Genomic DNA, 18,370 nt, shown 5'->3' with positions numbered 1-18,370 from the left:
AGATATGAATACTCCATTAAAATACTCATTTACTTCTTTCCCTCCGATTACTACTACCTTACTTTTCATACAACTTATTTTACTATTATTAGGGAATAAGGTACTATCTATCGGAATCGCCTGCAATGAGTGTATCGCTGAAGGGGAATGGTGGCGAATTATTTCTTCATTGTTTATCCATACAACATTTTCTCATTTTTTATCCAATAGTATTTGCTGCTTAGCACTCGGCTTTTCATTAGAAAAACAACTGCGGAGCATTCGATTTTCACTTGCGTTTCTTATATCTGGAGTCACTGGAAATATCATCTCTTACTTTATACTTCCAATTCAGTATGCTCATACAGGAGCTTCAGGTGCCATTTTTGGGCTATTAGGTCTGCAGCTTTACATATTCTATATGCAATACCGCCCAAATAGAAAAAAAGAAACCCTTCTCTTTTTTGTTATTTTATCCATTCTCCTAACGTTTACATTTGTCGACAAAACAACAAACTCAATTAGCCATCTCGTTGGATTACTCACTGGTGCTTGCTTAGGTCCATTACTCATAAAGTGAAACTTCCATCAGTGGGGGAGTTTTTCATCCCCCACTGATGGTTAGTTGAACCAATCGGGCTTTTACGGACAGTTATCCCCCACCTATCTTCCTTGCTTCTCCCTCAACCTTAAGGTGGGGGCTTACTGCCCGTTAATGCGGGATAAAAAAATAGATGGTGCATCGCTTACTTTACAAAAAAGCTTGCACCATCTACTATCTCTATCCCACCCTTATCTTTCATATCTCTCATCAACTGAAAGAGTGCCTCGTCTTTTTGTTTCGCTTCTATCATACAATGTATTTCCGGAACACTCTCTTTTATATATTGCAAGAAAGAAAAAAATTGATCAGAATCAATAAAATCAGCATGGGCCCTTAGATCATTTCCTTCTCGTGGACTAGAAATATGCATTTTAATCGGCAAAGGAGATTGCTCCCACGTTTGTACAACACGTTCCCAATGAGTTTCCCACTCTTCAAAGCCGTGATTTACCATATGATGATGCAAATCAAAAACTACTGGGATTCCAAGTTTTTCTCCTAAGTACAATGTCTCTTTTAAGGAAAATGTTGTATCATCATTTTCTAACATAATCATCTTTTGAATCCCCACCGGAACAAGTGACCAGTTTTCAATGAATTGTTCTAGTGCTTTCTCTTTATCCTCATACGCACCACCAACATGTAAAACACAGCGATGCGTTCTATCAATCCCCATTCCCTTTAACAACTTCCCATGCATCTGCAATGTTTTCACGGACTGCTTTAAAATCGGAGGATGTAATGAATTTAACACGACAAAATGGTCGGGATGAAAATCAATTCGCATTCCTTGACGTTTTGCATATTCTCCAAGTTGTTTTAAGTTTTCTCTTAACGGCTTTATATAATCCCACTCTAACAACGCCTCATGGTTTGCCAAAGGAATGATTTTCGAACTTAAGCGAAAAAATGAAACATCATGTCCATAATTATGTTTTAACAACCGTAGACAATTCTCTAAATTAGAATTAGAAATCCTCTCCAATTTTTTGATTGCTGCTTCTCGATCCTGTATTCGCCGAAACTGCGCATACGTCATTGTTTGCGAAGGAGAAGCATTCTTTAAATGGACACTCATTGCAACATACCCAAGCTTTACAAGCATTCCATTTCCTCTTTTCCGATACAAGTTTCTATGTAGTATACCCAACTAAAGAAACAAAAAAAGACAGCCTTTATGAAAAAGACTGTCTCTCTTCTATGAATTGAATTAAGCTTGCGGCTTACGGCTTGTGTGCTTTCTCTCGCCGCTACGTCCTCTAGGAGCTCCAGAACGACCTTCACGTCCTTGACCTTCTCCTTTACGGCCTCCACGATTGCGGTTACCATCGCGATTACGACCGCCTTCACGATTACGGTTACCATCGCGGTAACCACCTCTTCCATTTCCACTTCCGTTTCCGTTTCTCTTTCTAGAACGATCTTTTGAAACTACAGGTGGTTCTGATGTTAAAGAAACTGGCGTTGCATCCGGCTCTTTTGTCATCATTTTTAAAGCAGCTGCTACAACCGCTACAGAATCATGCTCTTCTAACAGCTCTTCTGCAATACGTTTGTAGTACGATAAGTTTTCACTTTCAATCGTGCTTTGAAGTTTTTCAGCGATTAAACGTTGTTGTCCTTCTAAAGCTTCATCTAAAGTTGGTGGATTCATACGATCCATTTTGCGTTTTGTTGTACGTTCAATATTCTTTAATTGGCCCGTTTCACGTGGTGTTACAAACAGCATCGCAAGACCTGTTTTACCCGCACGGCCCGTACGACCAATACGGTGTACGTATGATTCTGGATCTTGTGGAATATCGAAGTTATATACATGCGTTACACCTGAAATATCAAGACCACGCGCTGCTACGTCTGTCGCAACAAGAACTTCGATTGAACCTTCTTTAAATTTACGTAATACAGAAAGGCGCTTCGCTTGTGTTAAATCACCATGAATTCCTTCTGCTGCATAACCACGTAAATTTAACGCTTCTGATAATTCATCAACACGACGCTTTGTACGACCGAATACGATTGCAAGCTCTGGAGATTGAATATCTAATAAGCGTGTTAACACGTCAAATTTCTTTTTCTCTTGCACTTCTACATAGAACTGCTGAATGTTTGGCATTGTTACTTCTTTAGCTTTAACCTTAATATGTTTAGGCTCGCTCATGAAGCGTTCAGCAATACGACGGATTGGGTCTGGCATTGTTGCTGAGAATAATAATGTTTGGTGTGTTTCAGGCACATCCGTTAAAATTGCTTCAATATCTTCAATGAAGCCCATGTTTAACATTTCATCTGCTTCGTCAAGAACAACTGTCTCTACGTTTTGCAGACGAAGTGTTTTACGTTTAATATGATCTAAAATACGTCCTGGTGTACCCACGATAATGTGTGGACCTTTTTTCAATGCACGGATTTGACGATTAATATCTTGGCCGCCATAGATTGGTAAAATGCGAACACGCTTATGTTGACCAATTTTGTATAGCTCTTCACCTACTTGAATCGCTAACTCACGAGTTGGTGCGATAACAATACCTTGAACTGTATCTTGATTTGTATTTACTTTTTCTAATAGCGGTAATCCAAATGCAGCTGTTTTTCCTGTACCTGTTTGAGCTTGACCAATAATGTCATCACCTTGTAAGGCTACTGGAATTGTTTCTGCCTGAATTGGTGTTGCCTCTTCAAATCCCATACTTTCAACAGACTTTAATAAAGAACTGCTTAATCCTAATTCTCGAAATGTTGTCAATGTTACTTCTCCTTTTCTATCTAAAATAGCCCAGATTATTCCTTCTTCTAATATTCACAGGATATACAAGTAAGGTTGGGCTAAGTCTTCTTCAGACAAAATGTGTCATCAGCACAAGATTGCCTGACAATTATAATAAAACTAGCTTTTGAAAACTGAATGTAGAAAGTCGCAACAAAAATATGCGCCACACAAGACATTCAAACGTAAAGCTAGACAAAAGTAGTCCCAAAAAAATTTATCGACGGGATAGAGGGGTTAGGCGGAAATCAATCCCAACTCCACTAACGCCAAGCGCCGAGCAAAAATGCCTGGCACGCTAGAAACCCCCACTTCAAACAATTATAACTTTCAAGTGGCGGGAGCATTTTTCCTAACTATCCATTCAAAAAAGACATTTTCCGTGTTTGCGGAAAATGCCCTTTCCCTTATGTTCACGTATATAAACGGGCCTACATTTATCACAAAAATACTCTACAACGTTATTACACCCTATCAATTATAAGTTTTGTATGTGTAAAAAGCAAACCCAACTCTTCCCTTATTTTACATATTGATTTTTCTATCCTTGTTCCAACTTTCCATCTCCGTGTTGTAAGCGCTTCTTTATTTTATCCCGTATTAACGGGCAGTAAACCACCTACTAATGGAAGCTTTACTTTATCCCGCATTAACGGGCAGTAAAACCCCCACCTCAGGATTGAGAGAAGCGAAGAAGACAGGTGGGGATAACTGCCCGTAAAAGCCCGATTGGTTCAACTAACCATCAGTGGGGGATAAAGAACCCCCCCCATTGATGGAAGTTTCACTTTATCATCGCAATAACTTCTTCTAATTTCATTCCACGAGATGCTTTTACTAATACAACGTCTTTCACATCAACGACTTCTTTTAAATCTTTAACAAGTTCTTCTTTATTGTCATAAGCTTTCACGCGTTCACTAGAAAAATTAATTCTTGCACCTTCTGCCATTTGCGCCCCGAGCGTACCGTACGTAAATACATACGCAATACGAGCTGGATCAATTAATTTTCCAACTTCATAATGAAATTGTACTTCTTGGTCACCAAGCTCTAGCATATCGCCAAGCACAAGAATTTTTTTAGAAAATCCATTTAATTCATTCATTAAATGGAATGCTGCTTCCATCGCTGTCGGACTTGCGTTATATGCATCATTAATAATCGTTAACCCTGCATCTGTTTTCACAACTTCCATACGCATGCCTGTCATTTTCAAATTCACTAAACCTTGTTTCATTTCTTCCCAAGTTACACCGAAAAATTCAGCAACCGCCATTGATGCTAATGCATTATATACATTATGCTTCCCAAGAACGGGTAAATAAAATGCTACATTCTGCGCTTGATTCATCGTAAATTGTGTACCTGTTGCCTCTAATTTTACAGATACCGGGTAATAATCGTTCGCTCTTGCATCACCAAACGTAATTGTCTTTGCAGATAAATTCATCCCTGGCACGCGTGTAGTTAACAATGGTTCATCTCCGTTATAAACAAATACGCCATTATCTTGTAAACCTGCGACAATTTCTAGCTTCGCTTCTGCAATTCCATCACGAGAGCCCAAATCCATTAAATGCGCTTCTCCAATATTTGTAATAATTGCTGCATCAGGGCGAGCAATCTTGGACAAAAATTCAATTTCCCCGCGGCTTGACATACCCATCTCTAATACAGCCATTTCTGTATCTTCTTCTAAATTTAAAATTGTCAAAGGTAGTCCAATATGGTTATTGAAATTCCCTTCTGTTTTTTGCACTTTAAATTTCGCTCCAAGTAAGCTTGTCACAATATCTTTCGTTGACGTTTTTCCGTTACTTCCTGTTACACCAACTACTTTCACGTTTAACTGGTCGCGATAGCTCTTCGCCAATGTTTGCAGCGCTTGTAATGTATCTTCTACAAAAATAACTGGTAAATTTGTTGGCGGGTTCGCTACACCTTTCTTCCAAAGTGTTGCAACTGCACCGCTTTCTATTGCTTTCTCCACAAAAGCATGACCATCAAAACGTTCTCCTTGAATCGGAATATATAAGTTTCCTTGTTCAATTTTTCTTGTATCAATGGAAACACCTTTTATAGCTACATCATTCCACTGCCCTGCTAGGCCAGTTCCACATACCATTTGCTCAATTTGCTTCACTGTTCTTTGTATCATACAAAAACACTCCTTACACGGAAGAAACACTATTCATTTGAATAGTGCTTCTCCTTTCTTGTTAGATTGTATATTTAATTTTTTGTTTTTCTTCGTGACGCTCAATCGCTAAACGTACTAGCTCTTGAATAAGCTCTGGATACGGCACTCCCGTATTTTCCCATAAAAGAGGGAACATACTAAACGGCGTGAATCCTGGCATTGTATTTACTTCATTAATAAATACGTCGCCATCTTTCGTTAAGAAGAAATCTGCACGCGTTAATCCCGCACCATCTAAAGATTGAAATGCACGAATTGCATACTCTTTAATCTTCTCATATTCCGCTTCTGTAATTTCAGCAGGAATAACCATTGCTGTATCGCCATCAATGTATTTTGATTTATAGTCATAGAATTCTTTTTTCGCCACAATTTCGCCTACAACAGAACATTTCGGTGCATCGTTTCCTAATACTCCAATTTCCACTTCACGACCGATAATATTCTCTTCTACGATAATTTTACGATCAAATTGGAACGCCTCTTCAAATGCATTCTCTAACTCATCACGATTTTTACATTTATTAATTCCAACGCTTGAGCCAAGGTTTGCTGGTTTCACAAAACATGGATAGCCTAATGTTTCTTCAACTTTTTCATACGCTGCTGTACGATCTTTTTCCCATACACTGCGAATAAACGAAACATATTTAGCTTGTGGCAATCCCGCTTCTGCGAAAATATTTTTCATAATGACTTTATCCATACCTGCAGCCGATGCTAACACACCGTTCCCTACATATGGAATATTCATAAGTTCTAACAAGCCTTGTACTGTTCCATCTTCACCATTCGGTCCATGTAATAACGGGAAGATTACATCAATTGCATTCTCTTTATCAGAAGCTGCCATTGGGATAATCTCTGAACTTAATGATACAGGAGAAATTGCATTTTCTTCTCCATTTAATTGCAACGCTTGAACGCTTTTCACTTCACCTTCAATACGCTCACCGCGCATCCATTGTCCTTGTTCAGTAATATAAATTGGATGAACCTCAAATTTTTCTTGATCTAACGCTTTACTAACAGCAAGAGCCGTTTGTAAAGAAACTTGATGCTCCGCTGATTTTCCACCATATAATAAACCTAATTTAATTTTCATAATGAAATCCACCCTAATCGTTTGTTTTCATTTTTCTATTGTAGCACTTTTTACGAAAATAGGTAGTTCCTATTTGAAATAAAGTAAAACTTCCATCAGTGGTTTTTTCATCCCCCACCTATCTTCTTCGCTTCTCTCTGAATCTTGAGGTGGGGAGTCTTACTGCCCACGAATAGCAAGCTAACTAAGCTAACATAATAATTTTTCTAGTTATGTACCTAATAATATGAAAAAAAGAACCTATTTGTGTATGCAGAAAACTTTATGACGTTTGTTTGACCATGTCATCTTTTTGTCTTTGCTCTACAAGTCGGTCTAATGATACGTAAACAAGGCCCGCTATCATACATCCAATCCCTAAAATCGTAAATAAAATGTGACCCAACAAACGATCAAGTAAAATACCACCCAGTAAAGGTCCAAACGCATTACCTGTAATCCATTGTAAGCTAGCTGCTCCCATATACGTACCTCGTAAATGTTCTGGTGCTAAATTTGCTACAAATGTCATTTGCACAGGAGACATAACCATTTCTCCTAGTGTATAAATTACATATACGATTAGTAATGTAACAAGCACTACAGTAGCATTTGTCCCAGCTCCTCCAAACCACCTCGGAAGCCAACCGATTGCAAGAAGACCTATTCCAAATAACCAAGCACCATACAACATCGTTTTCCCAACCGGTTTATCTGTCGCCCATTTCGAAATTTGAAATTGAAACAAAACCACCAAAAGTCCATTTACTGCCATTAAATAAGGAAATGGATTATTCATTCCAAATATCCCCTTCATTTCATTATCAAAATGAAGCGGAAGCATACCTTCTGTTTGCGAAAATCCCATTGAAATAACAATTCCGGCTAATAAATAGATTAGTAAAATTTTATCTTGAAACACAACTTTCCATACAGATTGTCTCGTTCCCTCTCCCTCACTCACTTGTTTTACTACACCCTTCGGCATTGTTTCTTTAATAAGTAGTAAAACTAGCAGCGCATAGAATAACATAGAGGACGATGCGATAATAAAAATAACAGTTTTAGACAGAAGTACAACCGAAGCACCTAGAATCGGCCCAATTGCCGCTCCAATATTATGTCCCATCCGCAGCAAACCATATGCTTCTGTTCGCTTTTCAGGTTCTGTTACATCCGCTACCATCGCAGAGGCTGCCGGGTGAAACAGCGAATTACTAAGACCTAGACAAACAGATAGAATAGCATACGGTATAAAACCATCTATAAATAAGAAACCAAGCATTAAGACCGCATTACTAGCCATCGAAAATATCATAATTGGCTTTCGCCCATAAATATCTGCAATTCTCCCACCTATAAGCGAACCAAAACTTGCTGCAATAGGGGACAACGCCATAATAATTCCTACCTGTAGTAGTGAATCCACTTTATCTTTTAAATATAATGCAAAAAATGGCATTAACATCATCATTGCAATTCCATTTAATGTTTCTCCAATAAACCGGATCCAAACATTACGATCCATCCCCTTTAACTCTTGCCATGTCTTCTTCATATTCCCACTCCTTTTATCGACCACCTTTCATCTTATATCAATTTTAGAAAAATGTAAATTTTCAAAATAAAGAAGCCGTTCTTTTGGTAAGAACGGCTTTCTCTTTATAAATTCACAGTTTTTTTATCATCTTTTTCTTTATTTAATGCACTATGCTTTCTGCTATATACGAAATAGACTATAACTCCAATCGCCAACCAAATACCAAAACATTCCCATGTAATCGCTGGTAATTGAAGCATTAAGTATAGACAAAAAATTACTGCTAACGCTGGTAAAAACGGTACAAGTGGCGCTTTAAATGCACGCGGTAAATCCGGATGTGTTTTTCGCATTACAATAACCGCTATTGCAACAAGTACGAATGCCGATAGAGTTCCGATATTCACAAGGTGAGCCAATACACTTAGATCAACAAGCCCTGAAATAAGAGCTGCTACAATACCTGTTATCCACGTATTTAAAAATGGCGTTTTAAACGTCGGATGTACTTTCGAAAGACGTTTCGGTAATAGACCATCACGGCTCATTGCATACGATACACGTACTTGACCATACATCATAACTAACATAACAGTTGTAATCCCTGTAATAGCACCTACCGAAATAACACCCGCCAAACCATCTTGTCCAATAAATTGAAGCGCAAATGCTACTGGATCTGATCTATCCAATTGACCAAACGGTACAATACCTGTCAAAACAAGTGAAACCGCAATATATAGGACTGTACAAATTAATAGTGATGCAATAATACCAATCGGTAAATCACGCTGCGGGCGTTTTACTTCCTCCGCTGCTGTTGAAACAGCATCAAAACCAATAAAAGCAAAGAATACTGTCGCTGCACCTACCATTACACCATTAAAACCAAACGGCATAAACGGTGTCCAGTTTTCTGGTTTTACGTATTTAAATCCAGCGAAGATGAATAATAGTACAACGGCTAATTTAATGAATACCATAATGTTATTTACGCGGGCACTTTCACGAACACCTCGTGATAAAAGAATAGTCATAATTAAAATAATAAGAACAGCTGGTAAATCAATTATTCCACCTTTTCCTGCCCCTGGAGCAGAAGCTAAAATCGTTGGAATATGAATTCCAAATCCATTTAATAAAGACTGAAAATAAGCGGACCATCCATTAGCAACAGCTGATGTCGCTAATAAGTATTCAAGCATTAAATCCCATCCAATTAAGAAGGCAAATACCTCTCCCATCGTTGCATACGTATACGTATACACACTACCAGATACCGGTACACTGGAAGCAAATTCAGCATAACAAAAGGCAGCAAAGGCACAAGCTAGTGCAGCTAATGCAAACGATAAAATAACGGCAGGCCCAGAATGTTTCGCAGCAACTACCCCTGTCAGCACGAAGATCCCTGTTCCGACAATTGCTCCTACCCCTAACAAGGTTAAGTCTAATGCCCCTAATGTTCGATCTAATTTTTTCTGACTTCCTTCTTGTAACAATTGTGTCAGCGGCTTTTTTTGAAAGATTTGCTTCATACTCTGCACCTCAACATTTATAATTTTCTGAAAATTTTAATATTTATTTTTATTGTACTTATTACATCTTTTTTCGTCAATAACTTCTGTCGAATTTAACAGAAAATTCATATTTCTTCATAAATAAAAAAATTTGTACGAAGCAGATTGAGATTTTATACATTTTCTTTATCCTTCCCCTACCTTCTTTAAGCCTTCAAAAGATTGTGGTAAGTTACCATACTACTGTATGCAAAGAGGTTATATAGTTATATGGTTATATCTTTTTATAAACATTTTTGGTATTTTATATAATGTCGATTCTTTCATTAAAACAAGCACGCTCATTTATGAGCGCGCTTGTTTTGTTTTTCATACATAATAGGCATTCACCTTATACAGTGTATGAGCCTTGTTCTAGCCAACTATACATATATTGTCCATCTTCCATCTCATGTGCATGCTTTATCACGCGTAGCGGACGGAATGTATCAATCATAACAGCTAGTTCAATAGTTTCTTTTTTACCAAGACTTGCTTCTGTTTTTCCAGGGTGCGGACCATGTGGGATTCCACTTGGATGAAGCGTGATAGACCCTTCCTCTACACCTTTTCTGCTCATAAAATTCCCTTCCACATAATAGAGCACTTCATCACTATTTACATTACTATGATAATACGGCGCCGGGATTGCTTCTGGATGATAATCATATAGACGCGGAACAAATGAACAAATGACAAAGTTATGCCCTTCAAATGTTTGGTGTACTGGTGGTGGCTGATGAATGCGCCCTGTAATAGGCTCAAAATCCTCAATATTAAATACCCATGGATATAAATGACCATCCCATCCAACAACATCTAACGGATGATGCTGTAAAACATGCTTATGCATATATCCTCTAGACTTTGTCATCACAACAAAGGCACCTTTTTCATCATACGTTTCTAACGTCTCTGGACCACGAATATCACGCTCACAAAATGGACTATGTTCTAATAATTGTCCATACTCATTGCGATAATTACGCGGTGTGGTAATTTGACTATTTGCTTCAACAACGAGGAATTTCGATTCTCCAACTTCAGGGATTACACGGTAAATCGTACCGATTGGAATGATAATATAATCTCCTTTTCGATAATGAATCGTACCGAACATTGTCTCAATTTTCCCAGATCCATAATGAACGAATAGCATTTCATCTCCATCGCCATTGCGATAAAAATAGTCCATTTTCTCCGTCGGGTTTACAACCCCGATTATTAGATCTTCATTTCCTAATAGAAAATTCCTTCCGTTCACGGCATCTCCTGTTTTTCTATATTCTTTCGTACGAAAATGACGATGCGCTAACGCCACGTCTTCTTCATACTGCATATGACACGATTGAGCTAAAGAAGCATGACCGACTTCAGTTGGCATGTAATGATGATACAAAATAGATTGCGTACCAGAAAAACCTTTCGTTCCCATTACTTGCTCACGATAGAGCGACCCGTCTTGTTTACGAAATTGTACATGTCGTTTACGAGGAAGTTCCCCCATGCGACGATAATACATGCTCATCCCCCGCTTTCTTTTCTGCTTTTACCGTATTACGCAATGTTCCTAAGCTAGTAATCTTTAACTCTACCACATCACCAGCTTTAAGCCATTTTTCTGTTCCAAGCTCTAAAATACAGCCGCTTCCAACTGTACCAGAACCAAGTATATCTCCTGGGTACAACGTAACATCTTGGGATGCTCGTTCAATCATTTCAGCAAACGTATAATAGATATCTTGAAAATTACCTTTTGACCATTGTTCTCCATTAATATGAGCTGTCATTTCTAAATTATAACGATCATCGCTTCGATATACGTCTAACTCATCTTTCGTCACAATATACGGCCCAAGTGAGGTAGCAAAGTCTTTTCCTTTTGCTGGTCCAAGCCCGACTTTCATTTCATGCGCCTGTAAATCTCTAGCGCTCCAATCATTCATAATGCAGTAACCAAAAATATATTCATGAGCTTGTTCACGCGAGATATCTTTACCTTCTTTACCAATGACACAAGCAATCTCTAACTCATAGTCAAGTTTCTTTGTTGCACCTGGGCACAAAATAGCTTCTTCCGGCCCAATAACAGCACGATGATTCGTAAAATAAAACACCGGAATATCATACCACTCTGGAACAACATCTAAACCACGGCGACCACGCGCTGTTTTTACATGTTGTTCAAATGCATAAAAATCACGAATACTCCCTGGGTTTGGTAAAGGTGCACAAAGCTGTACATCCGTAATATGATAAACACCGCTCGTTGGTGTGCCAATCTTACGAACTATTTCCATATATTCATCTGATTTCTCTAAAAAAGAAATCATTGTAGAAGGAAGTACCCCTCCACTTGCTGTATGCATATCAATAACCTTGTCACCTTCAAGCCAACCAGCTCTCATTTCTTCTGAAGGAAGACGAAATGTAATAAACTTCATCGTTTTCTCTCCTCGCTTTGAAAGTAAAGCAGCGGGCGGAAGGAGTATCTCTCCTAACCGTTATCCCGCTCCAACGGAAAACTTGATACCTATCTATTTACTGAGAAATCAAAGAAGATAACTATCAATACGAGTCCGATTGATTCAACTAACTATCAATTTGGAACTGCTAAGTTTCACTTTATAGATTTCCTCTGCGTGCCTGCTCTCTTTCAATCGATTCAAATAATGCTTTAAAGTTTCCTTCACCAAATCCCCTTGAGCCTTTACGTTGAATAATCTCAATAAATAAAGTTGGACGATCCACAATTGGCTTTGTGAAAATTTGTAATAAGTAGCCTTCCTCATCACGATCCACAAGGATTTTCAGCTCTTTTAATTTTTCAATTTCCTCATCAATTTGACCAACACGTGCTGTTAATTCTTCATAATACGTATCTGGTGTATCTAAAAATTCCACTCCGTTTGCACGAAGCGCAGAAACAGTTTTTACAATATCATTTGTTAATAACGCAAGATGTTGTACGCCTGCTCCGTTATAGAACTCTAAATACTCTTGGATTTGTGATTTTCTTTTTCCTTCTGCTGGTTCATTGATTGGAAACTTAATACGACTTCCGTTTGTCATTACTTTCGACATTAAAGCAGAATATTCCGTACTAATATCATCATCGTCAAAATGAATCATTTGTTTAAAGCCCATTACATTTTCATAATAACTTACCCATTCTTCCATTTTTTCAACATTACCAACAACATGATCAACAGCAATTAGTCCTGTTTCTTCAAAAGGAGTAGTAGATTCTAGTGGTTCATATCCTGGCATAAACGCACCTTTATAATTTTTACGCTCTACAAGCGTGTGAATTGTATCACCATATGTGCCAATAACTGCCTTTTTAATTGTTCCATGTTCATCAGATAGCACTTCTGGCGGAGCAATTGCAACTGCACCGCGTTTTACAGCTTCTGCATATGCTTTCTCTACATCTTCTACAAGAAGTGCCACATCTTTTACACCATCGCCGTGCTGTTTCACAAACTCAGCAATGCGGCTATTCGTGTTTAAAGCACCTGACACAACAAAACGCATATTTTTTTGCACAAGTACGTAAGATACTTTATCACGGTTTCCTGTTTCTAAACCGGAATATGCAGCTATACGGAAACCAAATGCTCTCGCAAGGTAATAGCTCGTTTGTTTTGCATTACCAACATAAAATTCTAAATGATCCACATCACGTACTGGAAAAAAATCCTCCATTTGTGCTGCTAAAGTGTCCATAGACTTTTGTTCCATATTTTCCTCATCTCCCTGTAATATAATTTTCCAACTATTTCTCCTAAAAGAACGCAAGCGCTTCCAAATATCAGTAAAAAATAAATTGCACCGCAATTATTTTTTGTCAATTTTAATTTTTCTATTTTTTCTGTCAAATACCTCCCTTTTTCTTGCATAGAAAATTCGACTTTTTTCTGTTTCTCTCCTTATATTATATAAAGTGAAACTTCCATCAGTTCCTCTTTACTGATAACTCAACGAAAACACAAAGAGGGACTCCGTTTTTTCGAAGTCCCTCTTTTCATTCACGTTCAAATTTACACAGAATTTAAATTATACTAAAGCACTTGAAAGAAACATGATAAGTGCTGTTAATGCTGTTGCCACTCCTGCTGATCCTAGTAAATCCATTTTTGTTAATTGTAATACTTCTTTAGTTTCCATTATTCTCATGCTCCCTTTAATAGATTTCTGTATGTAACTTTCATTTTGTAATAGTTTTCCGCCCTACTATGTACAAAAATTACTATGAATTATACTAAAACGCTTGAAAGAAATACAATAAGCGCTGTTAATGCTGTTGCCACTCCTGCTGATCCTAGTAAATCCATTTTTGTTAATTGTAATACTTCTTTAGTTTCCATTACTCTCATTCTCCTTTTTATAGATTTCTATATATAATTTGCACTTTGTAATAGTTTTCCGCTCTACTATGTACAAAAATTACTATGAATTATGCTAAAACGCTTGAAAGAAATACGATAAGCGCTGTTAATGCTGTTGCTACTCCTGCTGATCCTAGTAAATCCATTTTTGTTAATTGTAATACTTCTTTAGTTTCCATTACTCTCATTCTCCTTTTTATAAATCTTTATATTAAATTCCCAAGAAATAATTTATTTATAGTTTTTAACTTAATGTCATATTGGATTATATAATGTAACGTTTGTAACATTAATGTAACATAACTTTTTTACTTAAGCAATAGTTCGTATAAAATTATTATGTTTTTTTAACAAGTATAAAGCGTGGGGAGAAGATACCTCTCACATTTTTACCTTCTCAAGCATATTAAGTAGTTAAAATAAGCGAGTATATCTGTGTAACATTAATGTAACAGTTTCGATATAACATTTAATTTAGTATGATTGAAACAAAGAGGTGATCAGCTTGAAATTAATCGCACTTGATATGGATGGTACGCTCTTATCATCTAATCTAGAAATCTCCAAGGAAAATTTAGAGGCAATACGCAACGCTGAAGAGGCAGGACATATCGTTATGATTTGTTCTGGTAGAGCAAAAGAAGATATTTTAAAACTGCTTGAGCAATACCGCTTGTCTCTTCCACTAGGAGCTAGTAATGGAGCAGTAGTATACGCTGATGGAAAAGTAATTCATTCGCGCACTTTGCAAGAAGAAAAAGTATATGAAGTTGCAAAACAGCTCGAAGCTGGGGGATTTCCGTATAAGCTCTATACAAATAAGGGTGTATATGCACCGTATAATTGGAAAGAGCAAGTAACAAAAGCTTTTCAACTAAACAAAGATTCCCTTGATGTTACAATTGAAGAAATTGAGCGAATTAGCGAGAAGCAACTAAAAGCTAATTTAATTACAACTTTTCAAAGTATTGACGATGTAGTATCCGACTCAACCATTGAAATTTCAAAATTTTTTATCCTTACATTCAACAAAGGGGAACGTATACAATTGCTACAATCTTTAGAGAAAGATGCGGCAATTATGGTGACAGCTTCCGCTCCAACAAACTTAGAGATTATGGACAAACATGGTCATAAAGGCAATGGATTACAAGAAATGGCAAAACATTTTCATATTCCTTTACAAGATACTGTTGCCATTGGAGATAACTTTAATGATGTTCCAATGTTAGAGGTGGCAGGTTTATCAATAGCAATGGGAAATGCAGAACACGATGTCAAACAACTATGTGACATTGTAACAGCGACAAACGATGAAAATGGCGTAGCTTATGCAATCGAGCAATACATTTTACAAAAAACGCAACAAAGATAATAGAAAAGGAGAAACCATTAAATTGGTTTCTCCTTTTCTCATAATATATGGTTTTTACCAATATACAAGAATCCTACTTAAAAAATCATTCTATTATCGATAGATCCAGCATACGATAATAACAGTTTCTTAATAAAGGAGAGAAAACATGGACAAGTTATTCCTAGATGTTTTGAACTATATTTGTTTAATGCTCGTTATATTAGGAGCATTACTCTTATTTCCTTTCTTCCCGACACTCGTCCTCTTTTTAGTGTTTCTCTTCATGTTCGGGATTGCTATTATCATTTCACTTGGGCCATCAGAAGAAAAAGAAAAACAAAAAGAAAGCAGAATTCAGCGCGCAAGGCTGTAAATTCTGCTTTCTTTTTGTTCAATCATAACGTATTCTTGTTAAACCGATGACAAAGAAGATACCAGCAAACAGAAGTAACACGCCAATATATCCTACACCAGCTTTTTAATTCTTCATATCCATACTATTCTCTAAATCCTCATATAATTTTGTTCTTAATAATTCTTTTTGCTCTTTTTCTTTATATAGTTTCTCCAATTCTAAAACATTTTTAGTTTCAGCCATTTTGCATTCTAACTCGTATATACTTTGCTCCACATTCATAAGCTGTTCTTCCAAATTTATAATGTCTTTATCTATAGGTATTTGTTTTGACACAGCTACTATTTTTTCCTTTTGTACAACAGTTTGTTGTTCTTTTTCTCTGCTCTCTTGCCACTTCTCGCGTGCCCAAGCATAATTCCCAGCAAATCCATACACTGTTTGATTATCAATCCAATACGTTTTCGCAAACAATTTATTTAAGAAATAACGGTCATGGGATACAGCCAGAATAGTTCCATTATACTGTTCAAGCGCTTCTTCTAATACTTCTCTCGATTCAATATCAAGATGGTTTGTCGGTTCATCGAGTACAAGAAAATTAATATCTTGATGCATGAGCTGTGCCAATCTTAAACGCATTCGCTCGCCCCCGCTTAATTGATTCACCTTTTTAAATACAGCTGGTCCGTAGAATAGAAAGCGAGCAAGTATATGGCGAGCTTCTCCTTCTGTTACTGCTACCTGTTCTCTGAACATTTCTAATACCGTTTGTTTACCGTTAACGATCATATGTTGAGACAAATAGCCGAGCTTTACTCCACTCCCAATACGAATTTCACCTACATCTGGATTCATTTCTTGTAGTAATAAATTCAATAATGTTGTCTTTCCTGTACCATTACGCCCAACAATCGCAACGCGCTCTTGAAAACGAACATGTAATTCTACATTTTGAAATAAGATGCGTTCACCAAAATTCTTTCCGACTTCTTTCATGATAACAACATCTTTCCCGCTGCGTTCTTGTCCTTCAAACTGAAGCCCCATTTGCTTATGCTCTAAGACAGGCTTCTTCAATTTTTCCATACGCTCTAAAGCACGTTCCATATTGCGGGCGCGTTTATGCAATCCTTCATTAGGCGGATTCGCTTGGTTAGCCCACTCCCTAAGTCTTTTAATTGCCTCTTTCATTTTCTTTATTTTCTTTTGCTGCTCTTGATACGCTTGGAACTCTTGCAGTAATCTTTCTTCTTTCTCCTTTACAAACTGTGAATAGTTCTTATGATATACATGCAATTCCCCATCTTCTAAATCAAAAATCTTCGTTACGACCTCATCCAAGAAATAACGATCATGTGAAATCACAACGACTGTCCCATTGTATTCCTTTAAAAGTTGCTCAAGCCATTCCACCGCGAATAAATCTAAATGATTTGTCGGTTCATCGAGAAATAGTAAGTCTGGCTTCTTAAGGAGCATATAAGCTAAGCTCACTTTCGTCTGTTCACCACCGCTTAGCTCTATAAAACTTCGCGGAAATAATTCTGTTATTTGCAGTCCATTAGCGACTTTCATGATATTCGCTTCGATTTCATAACCACCTAAAAAGGAAAACTGCTCCTGTATTTCTCCGTACTCTGTCATCATTTTTTCCGTAACGTTTATGGCCATCTTCTGTTCAAGTTCACGCATTTTCTTTTCTAATGCTTGCTCTTTCGTAAATGCAGAGCTTAATACATCATATACAGTCATTCCTTCAGTAAACTTCGGAATTTGAGCAACATGACCAATACGCGTACCTTTCTTCATATGGATCGCACCGCCATCCACATGTTCAATTCCCGTTAACAGTTGAAAAATTGTTGTTTTACCACTGCCGTTACGACCAACTAAACCAATGCGGTCGCCTTCCTTTATCTCAAACGATATATTTCCAAATATGATATTTCCACCAAATATCTTCGCTATATTGTTTACACTACAAATCATCATCTTTTCCGTACTCCTTTCAACGTAAAAAAGCCATGAGTAAAGAACCTTACCCACGGCTTTTATTTCAAAATAGAAAAGGGAACCACCATAGTTCCCTTTTCACACGTTTCTATAAAATGGGTGAAGAGACCTCTATCGTTCAATAGTTGTTATGAAATTGCTAAAAAAGGGCATACGTATCCCGTTAGCAACTACACAATGAAAAATTGCACGACAAATGTAGATAAAATCTAAAAATTGCGTGCGTACAACTATAGAACGATTCATCTCTTTCACCTCTTTCGTACGGAATTTTATACTTACCATTTTATTATACTCTCCTAAAATATGTTTGGATAGTCATTTTTCTGAAAATAATGTAAATAGACACATTCATACATAAAAGACAGCTGTGGTTCAAAAATAAAAGGAGGCATAGCACATGATAGATATTGTAAAAACTGTTATTCAAATTTTAGTTGATGCAAAACCAATTGTTGATGAAATTAACAATTCATGAAAAGACGACGAAAAAAGTAAAGACGAGATATCCT

The 18,370-nt window shown here is 37.1% G+C and carries 17 protein-coding genes; 3 read left to right on the top strand and 14 right to left on the bottom strand.

Annotation, left to right across the window (positions count from 1 at the left end):
• Window positions 1–4: 4 nt before the first annotated feature.
• Complete coding sequence (locus NKR74_RS01205; RefSeq protein WP_253628399.1) at window positions 5–559, top strand: rhomboid family intramembrane serine protease; 555 nt, start codon at window positions 5–7, stop codon at window positions 557–559.
• Window positions 560–725: 166 nt separating this feature from the next.
• On the opposite strand, the gene uvsE is transcribed toward NKR74_RS01205, so the two are convergent.
• The 12 genes from uvsE to NKR74_RS01145 form a co-directional block, all read right to left on the bottom strand.
• Window positions 726–1,688, bottom strand: a complete 963-nt coding sequence (gene uvsE / locus NKR74_RS01200) for a UV DNA damage repair endonuclease UvsE (RefSeq protein WP_098309280.1) — start codon at window positions 1,686–1,688, stop codon at window positions 726–728.
• Between the two features lie 105 nt (window positions 1,689–1,793).
• The gene (gene cshA / locus NKR74_RS01195; RefSeq protein WP_253628398.1) at window positions 1,794–3,332 is read right to left on the bottom strand and encodes a degradosome RNA helicase CshA; all 1,539 of its coding nucleotides are present in this window, start codon (window positions 3,330–3,332) and stop codon (window positions 1,794–1,796) included.
• A gap of 805 nt (window positions 3,333–4,137) precedes the next feature.
• Entirely contained in the window at window positions 4,138–5,514 is a 1,377-nt protein-coding gene (locus NKR74_RS01190; protein WP_253628397.1) for a UDP-N-acetylmuramoyl-tripeptide--D-alanyl-D-alanine ligase, read from the bottom strand.
• A 61-nt stretch (window positions 5,515–5,575) separates the two neighbouring features.
• A complete protein-coding gene (locus tag NKR74_RS01185; RefSeq protein ID WP_253631059.1) occupies window positions 5,576–6,664 on the bottom strand; it encodes a D-alanine--D-alanine ligase in 1,089 nt (362 codons plus the stop codon).
• A 259-nt stretch (window positions 6,665–6,923) separates the two neighbouring features.
• Window positions 6,924–8,198, bottom strand: a complete 1,275-nt coding sequence (locus tag NKR74_RS01180) for an MDR family MFS transporter (RefSeq protein WP_253628396.1) — start codon at window positions 8,196–8,198, stop codon at window positions 6,924–6,926.
• Between the two features lie 104 nt (window positions 8,199–8,302).
• Window positions 8,303–9,718, bottom strand: coding sequence for a branched-chain amino acid transporter BcaP (bcaP, locus tag NKR74_RS01175; RefSeq protein WP_253628395.1), 1,416 nt, complete (start codon window positions 9,716–9,718; stop codon window positions 8,303–8,305).
• A 373-nt stretch (window positions 9,719–10,091) separates the two neighbouring features.
• Entirely contained in the window at window positions 10,092–11,267 is a 1,176-nt protein-coding gene (locus NKR74_RS01170) for a homogentisate 1,2-dioxygenase (RefSeq protein WP_141525037.1), read from the bottom strand.
• Window positions 11,227–12,183, bottom strand: coding sequence for a fumarylacetoacetate hydrolase family protein (locus NKR74_RS01165; RefSeq protein WP_253628394.1), 957 nt, complete (start codon window positions 12,181–12,183; stop codon window positions 11,227–11,229). The genes NKR74_RS01170 and NKR74_RS01165 overlap by 41 nt, the downstream gene beginning before the upstream one ends.
• 181 nt (window positions 12,184–12,364) lie before the next feature.
• Complete coding sequence (gene hppD, locus NKR74_RS01160) at window positions 12,365–13,483, bottom strand: 4-hydroxyphenylpyruvate dioxygenase (RefSeq protein WP_253628393.1); 1,119 nt, start codon at window positions 13,481–13,483, stop codon at window positions 12,365–12,367.
• A gap of 315 nt (window positions 13,484–13,798) precedes the next feature.
• Complete coding sequence (locus NKR74_RS01155) at window positions 13,799–13,909, bottom strand: DUF3948 family protein (protein WP_141525038.1); 111 nt, start codon at window positions 13,907–13,909, stop codon at window positions 13,799–13,801.
• 89 nt (window positions 13,910–13,998) lie between these two features.
• Complete coding sequence (locus tag NKR74_RS01150) at window positions 13,999–14,109, bottom strand: DUF3948 family protein (protein ID WP_098309290.1); 111 nt, start codon at window positions 14,107–14,109, stop codon at window positions 13,999–14,001.
• Window positions 14,110–14,198: 89 nt separating this feature from the next.
• Complete coding sequence (locus NKR74_RS01145; RefSeq protein ID WP_154709425.1) at window positions 14,199–14,309, bottom strand: DUF3948 family protein; 111 nt, start codon at window positions 14,307–14,309, stop codon at window positions 14,199–14,201.
• Between the two features lie 326 nt (window positions 14,310–14,635).
• Between NKR74_RS01145 and NKR74_RS01140 the strand changes: the two genes are divergently transcribed.
• Window positions 14,636–15,505: a Cof-type HAD-IIB family hydrolase gene (locus NKR74_RS01140; RefSeq protein ID WP_301287631.1), complete on the top strand. Its 870-nt coding sequence runs from the start codon at window positions 14,636–14,638 to the stop codon at window positions 15,503–15,505.
• 148 nt (window positions 15,506–15,653) lie between these two features.
• Window positions 15,654–15,860, top strand: coding sequence for a hypothetical protein (locus tag NKR74_RS01135; protein ID WP_253628392.1), 207 nt, complete (start codon window positions 15,654–15,656; stop codon window positions 15,858–15,860).
• 105 nt (window positions 15,861–15,965) lie between these two features.
• Here the strand turns inward: NKR74_RS01135 and abc-f are convergent, their stop codons facing one another.
• Window positions 15,966–17,837: a ribosomal protection-like ABC-F family protein gene (gene abc-f / locus NKR74_RS01130; RefSeq protein WP_253628391.1), complete on the bottom strand. Its 1,872-nt coding sequence runs from the start codon at window positions 17,835–17,837 to the stop codon at window positions 15,966–15,968.
• A gap of 132 nt (window positions 17,838–17,969) precedes the next feature.
• Window positions 17,970–18,104 (bottom strand): RAxF-45 family protein, encoded by a 135-nt coding sequence (locus NKR74_RS23890; protein WP_301287752.1) that lies wholly within the window; start codon window positions 18,102–18,104, stop codon window positions 17,970–17,972.
• Between the last annotated feature and the right edge of the window lie 266 nt (window positions 18,105–18,370).

This window comes from Bacillus sp. 3103sda1 (assembly GCF_024159135.1).
GTDB lineage: Bacteria > Bacillota > Bacilli > Bacillales > Bacillaceae_G > Bacillus_A > Bacillus_A rhizoplanae.
The sequence above is the reverse complement of the archived record's forward strand: the minus strand, read 5'-3'. Positions and strand labels throughout refer to the sequence as shown.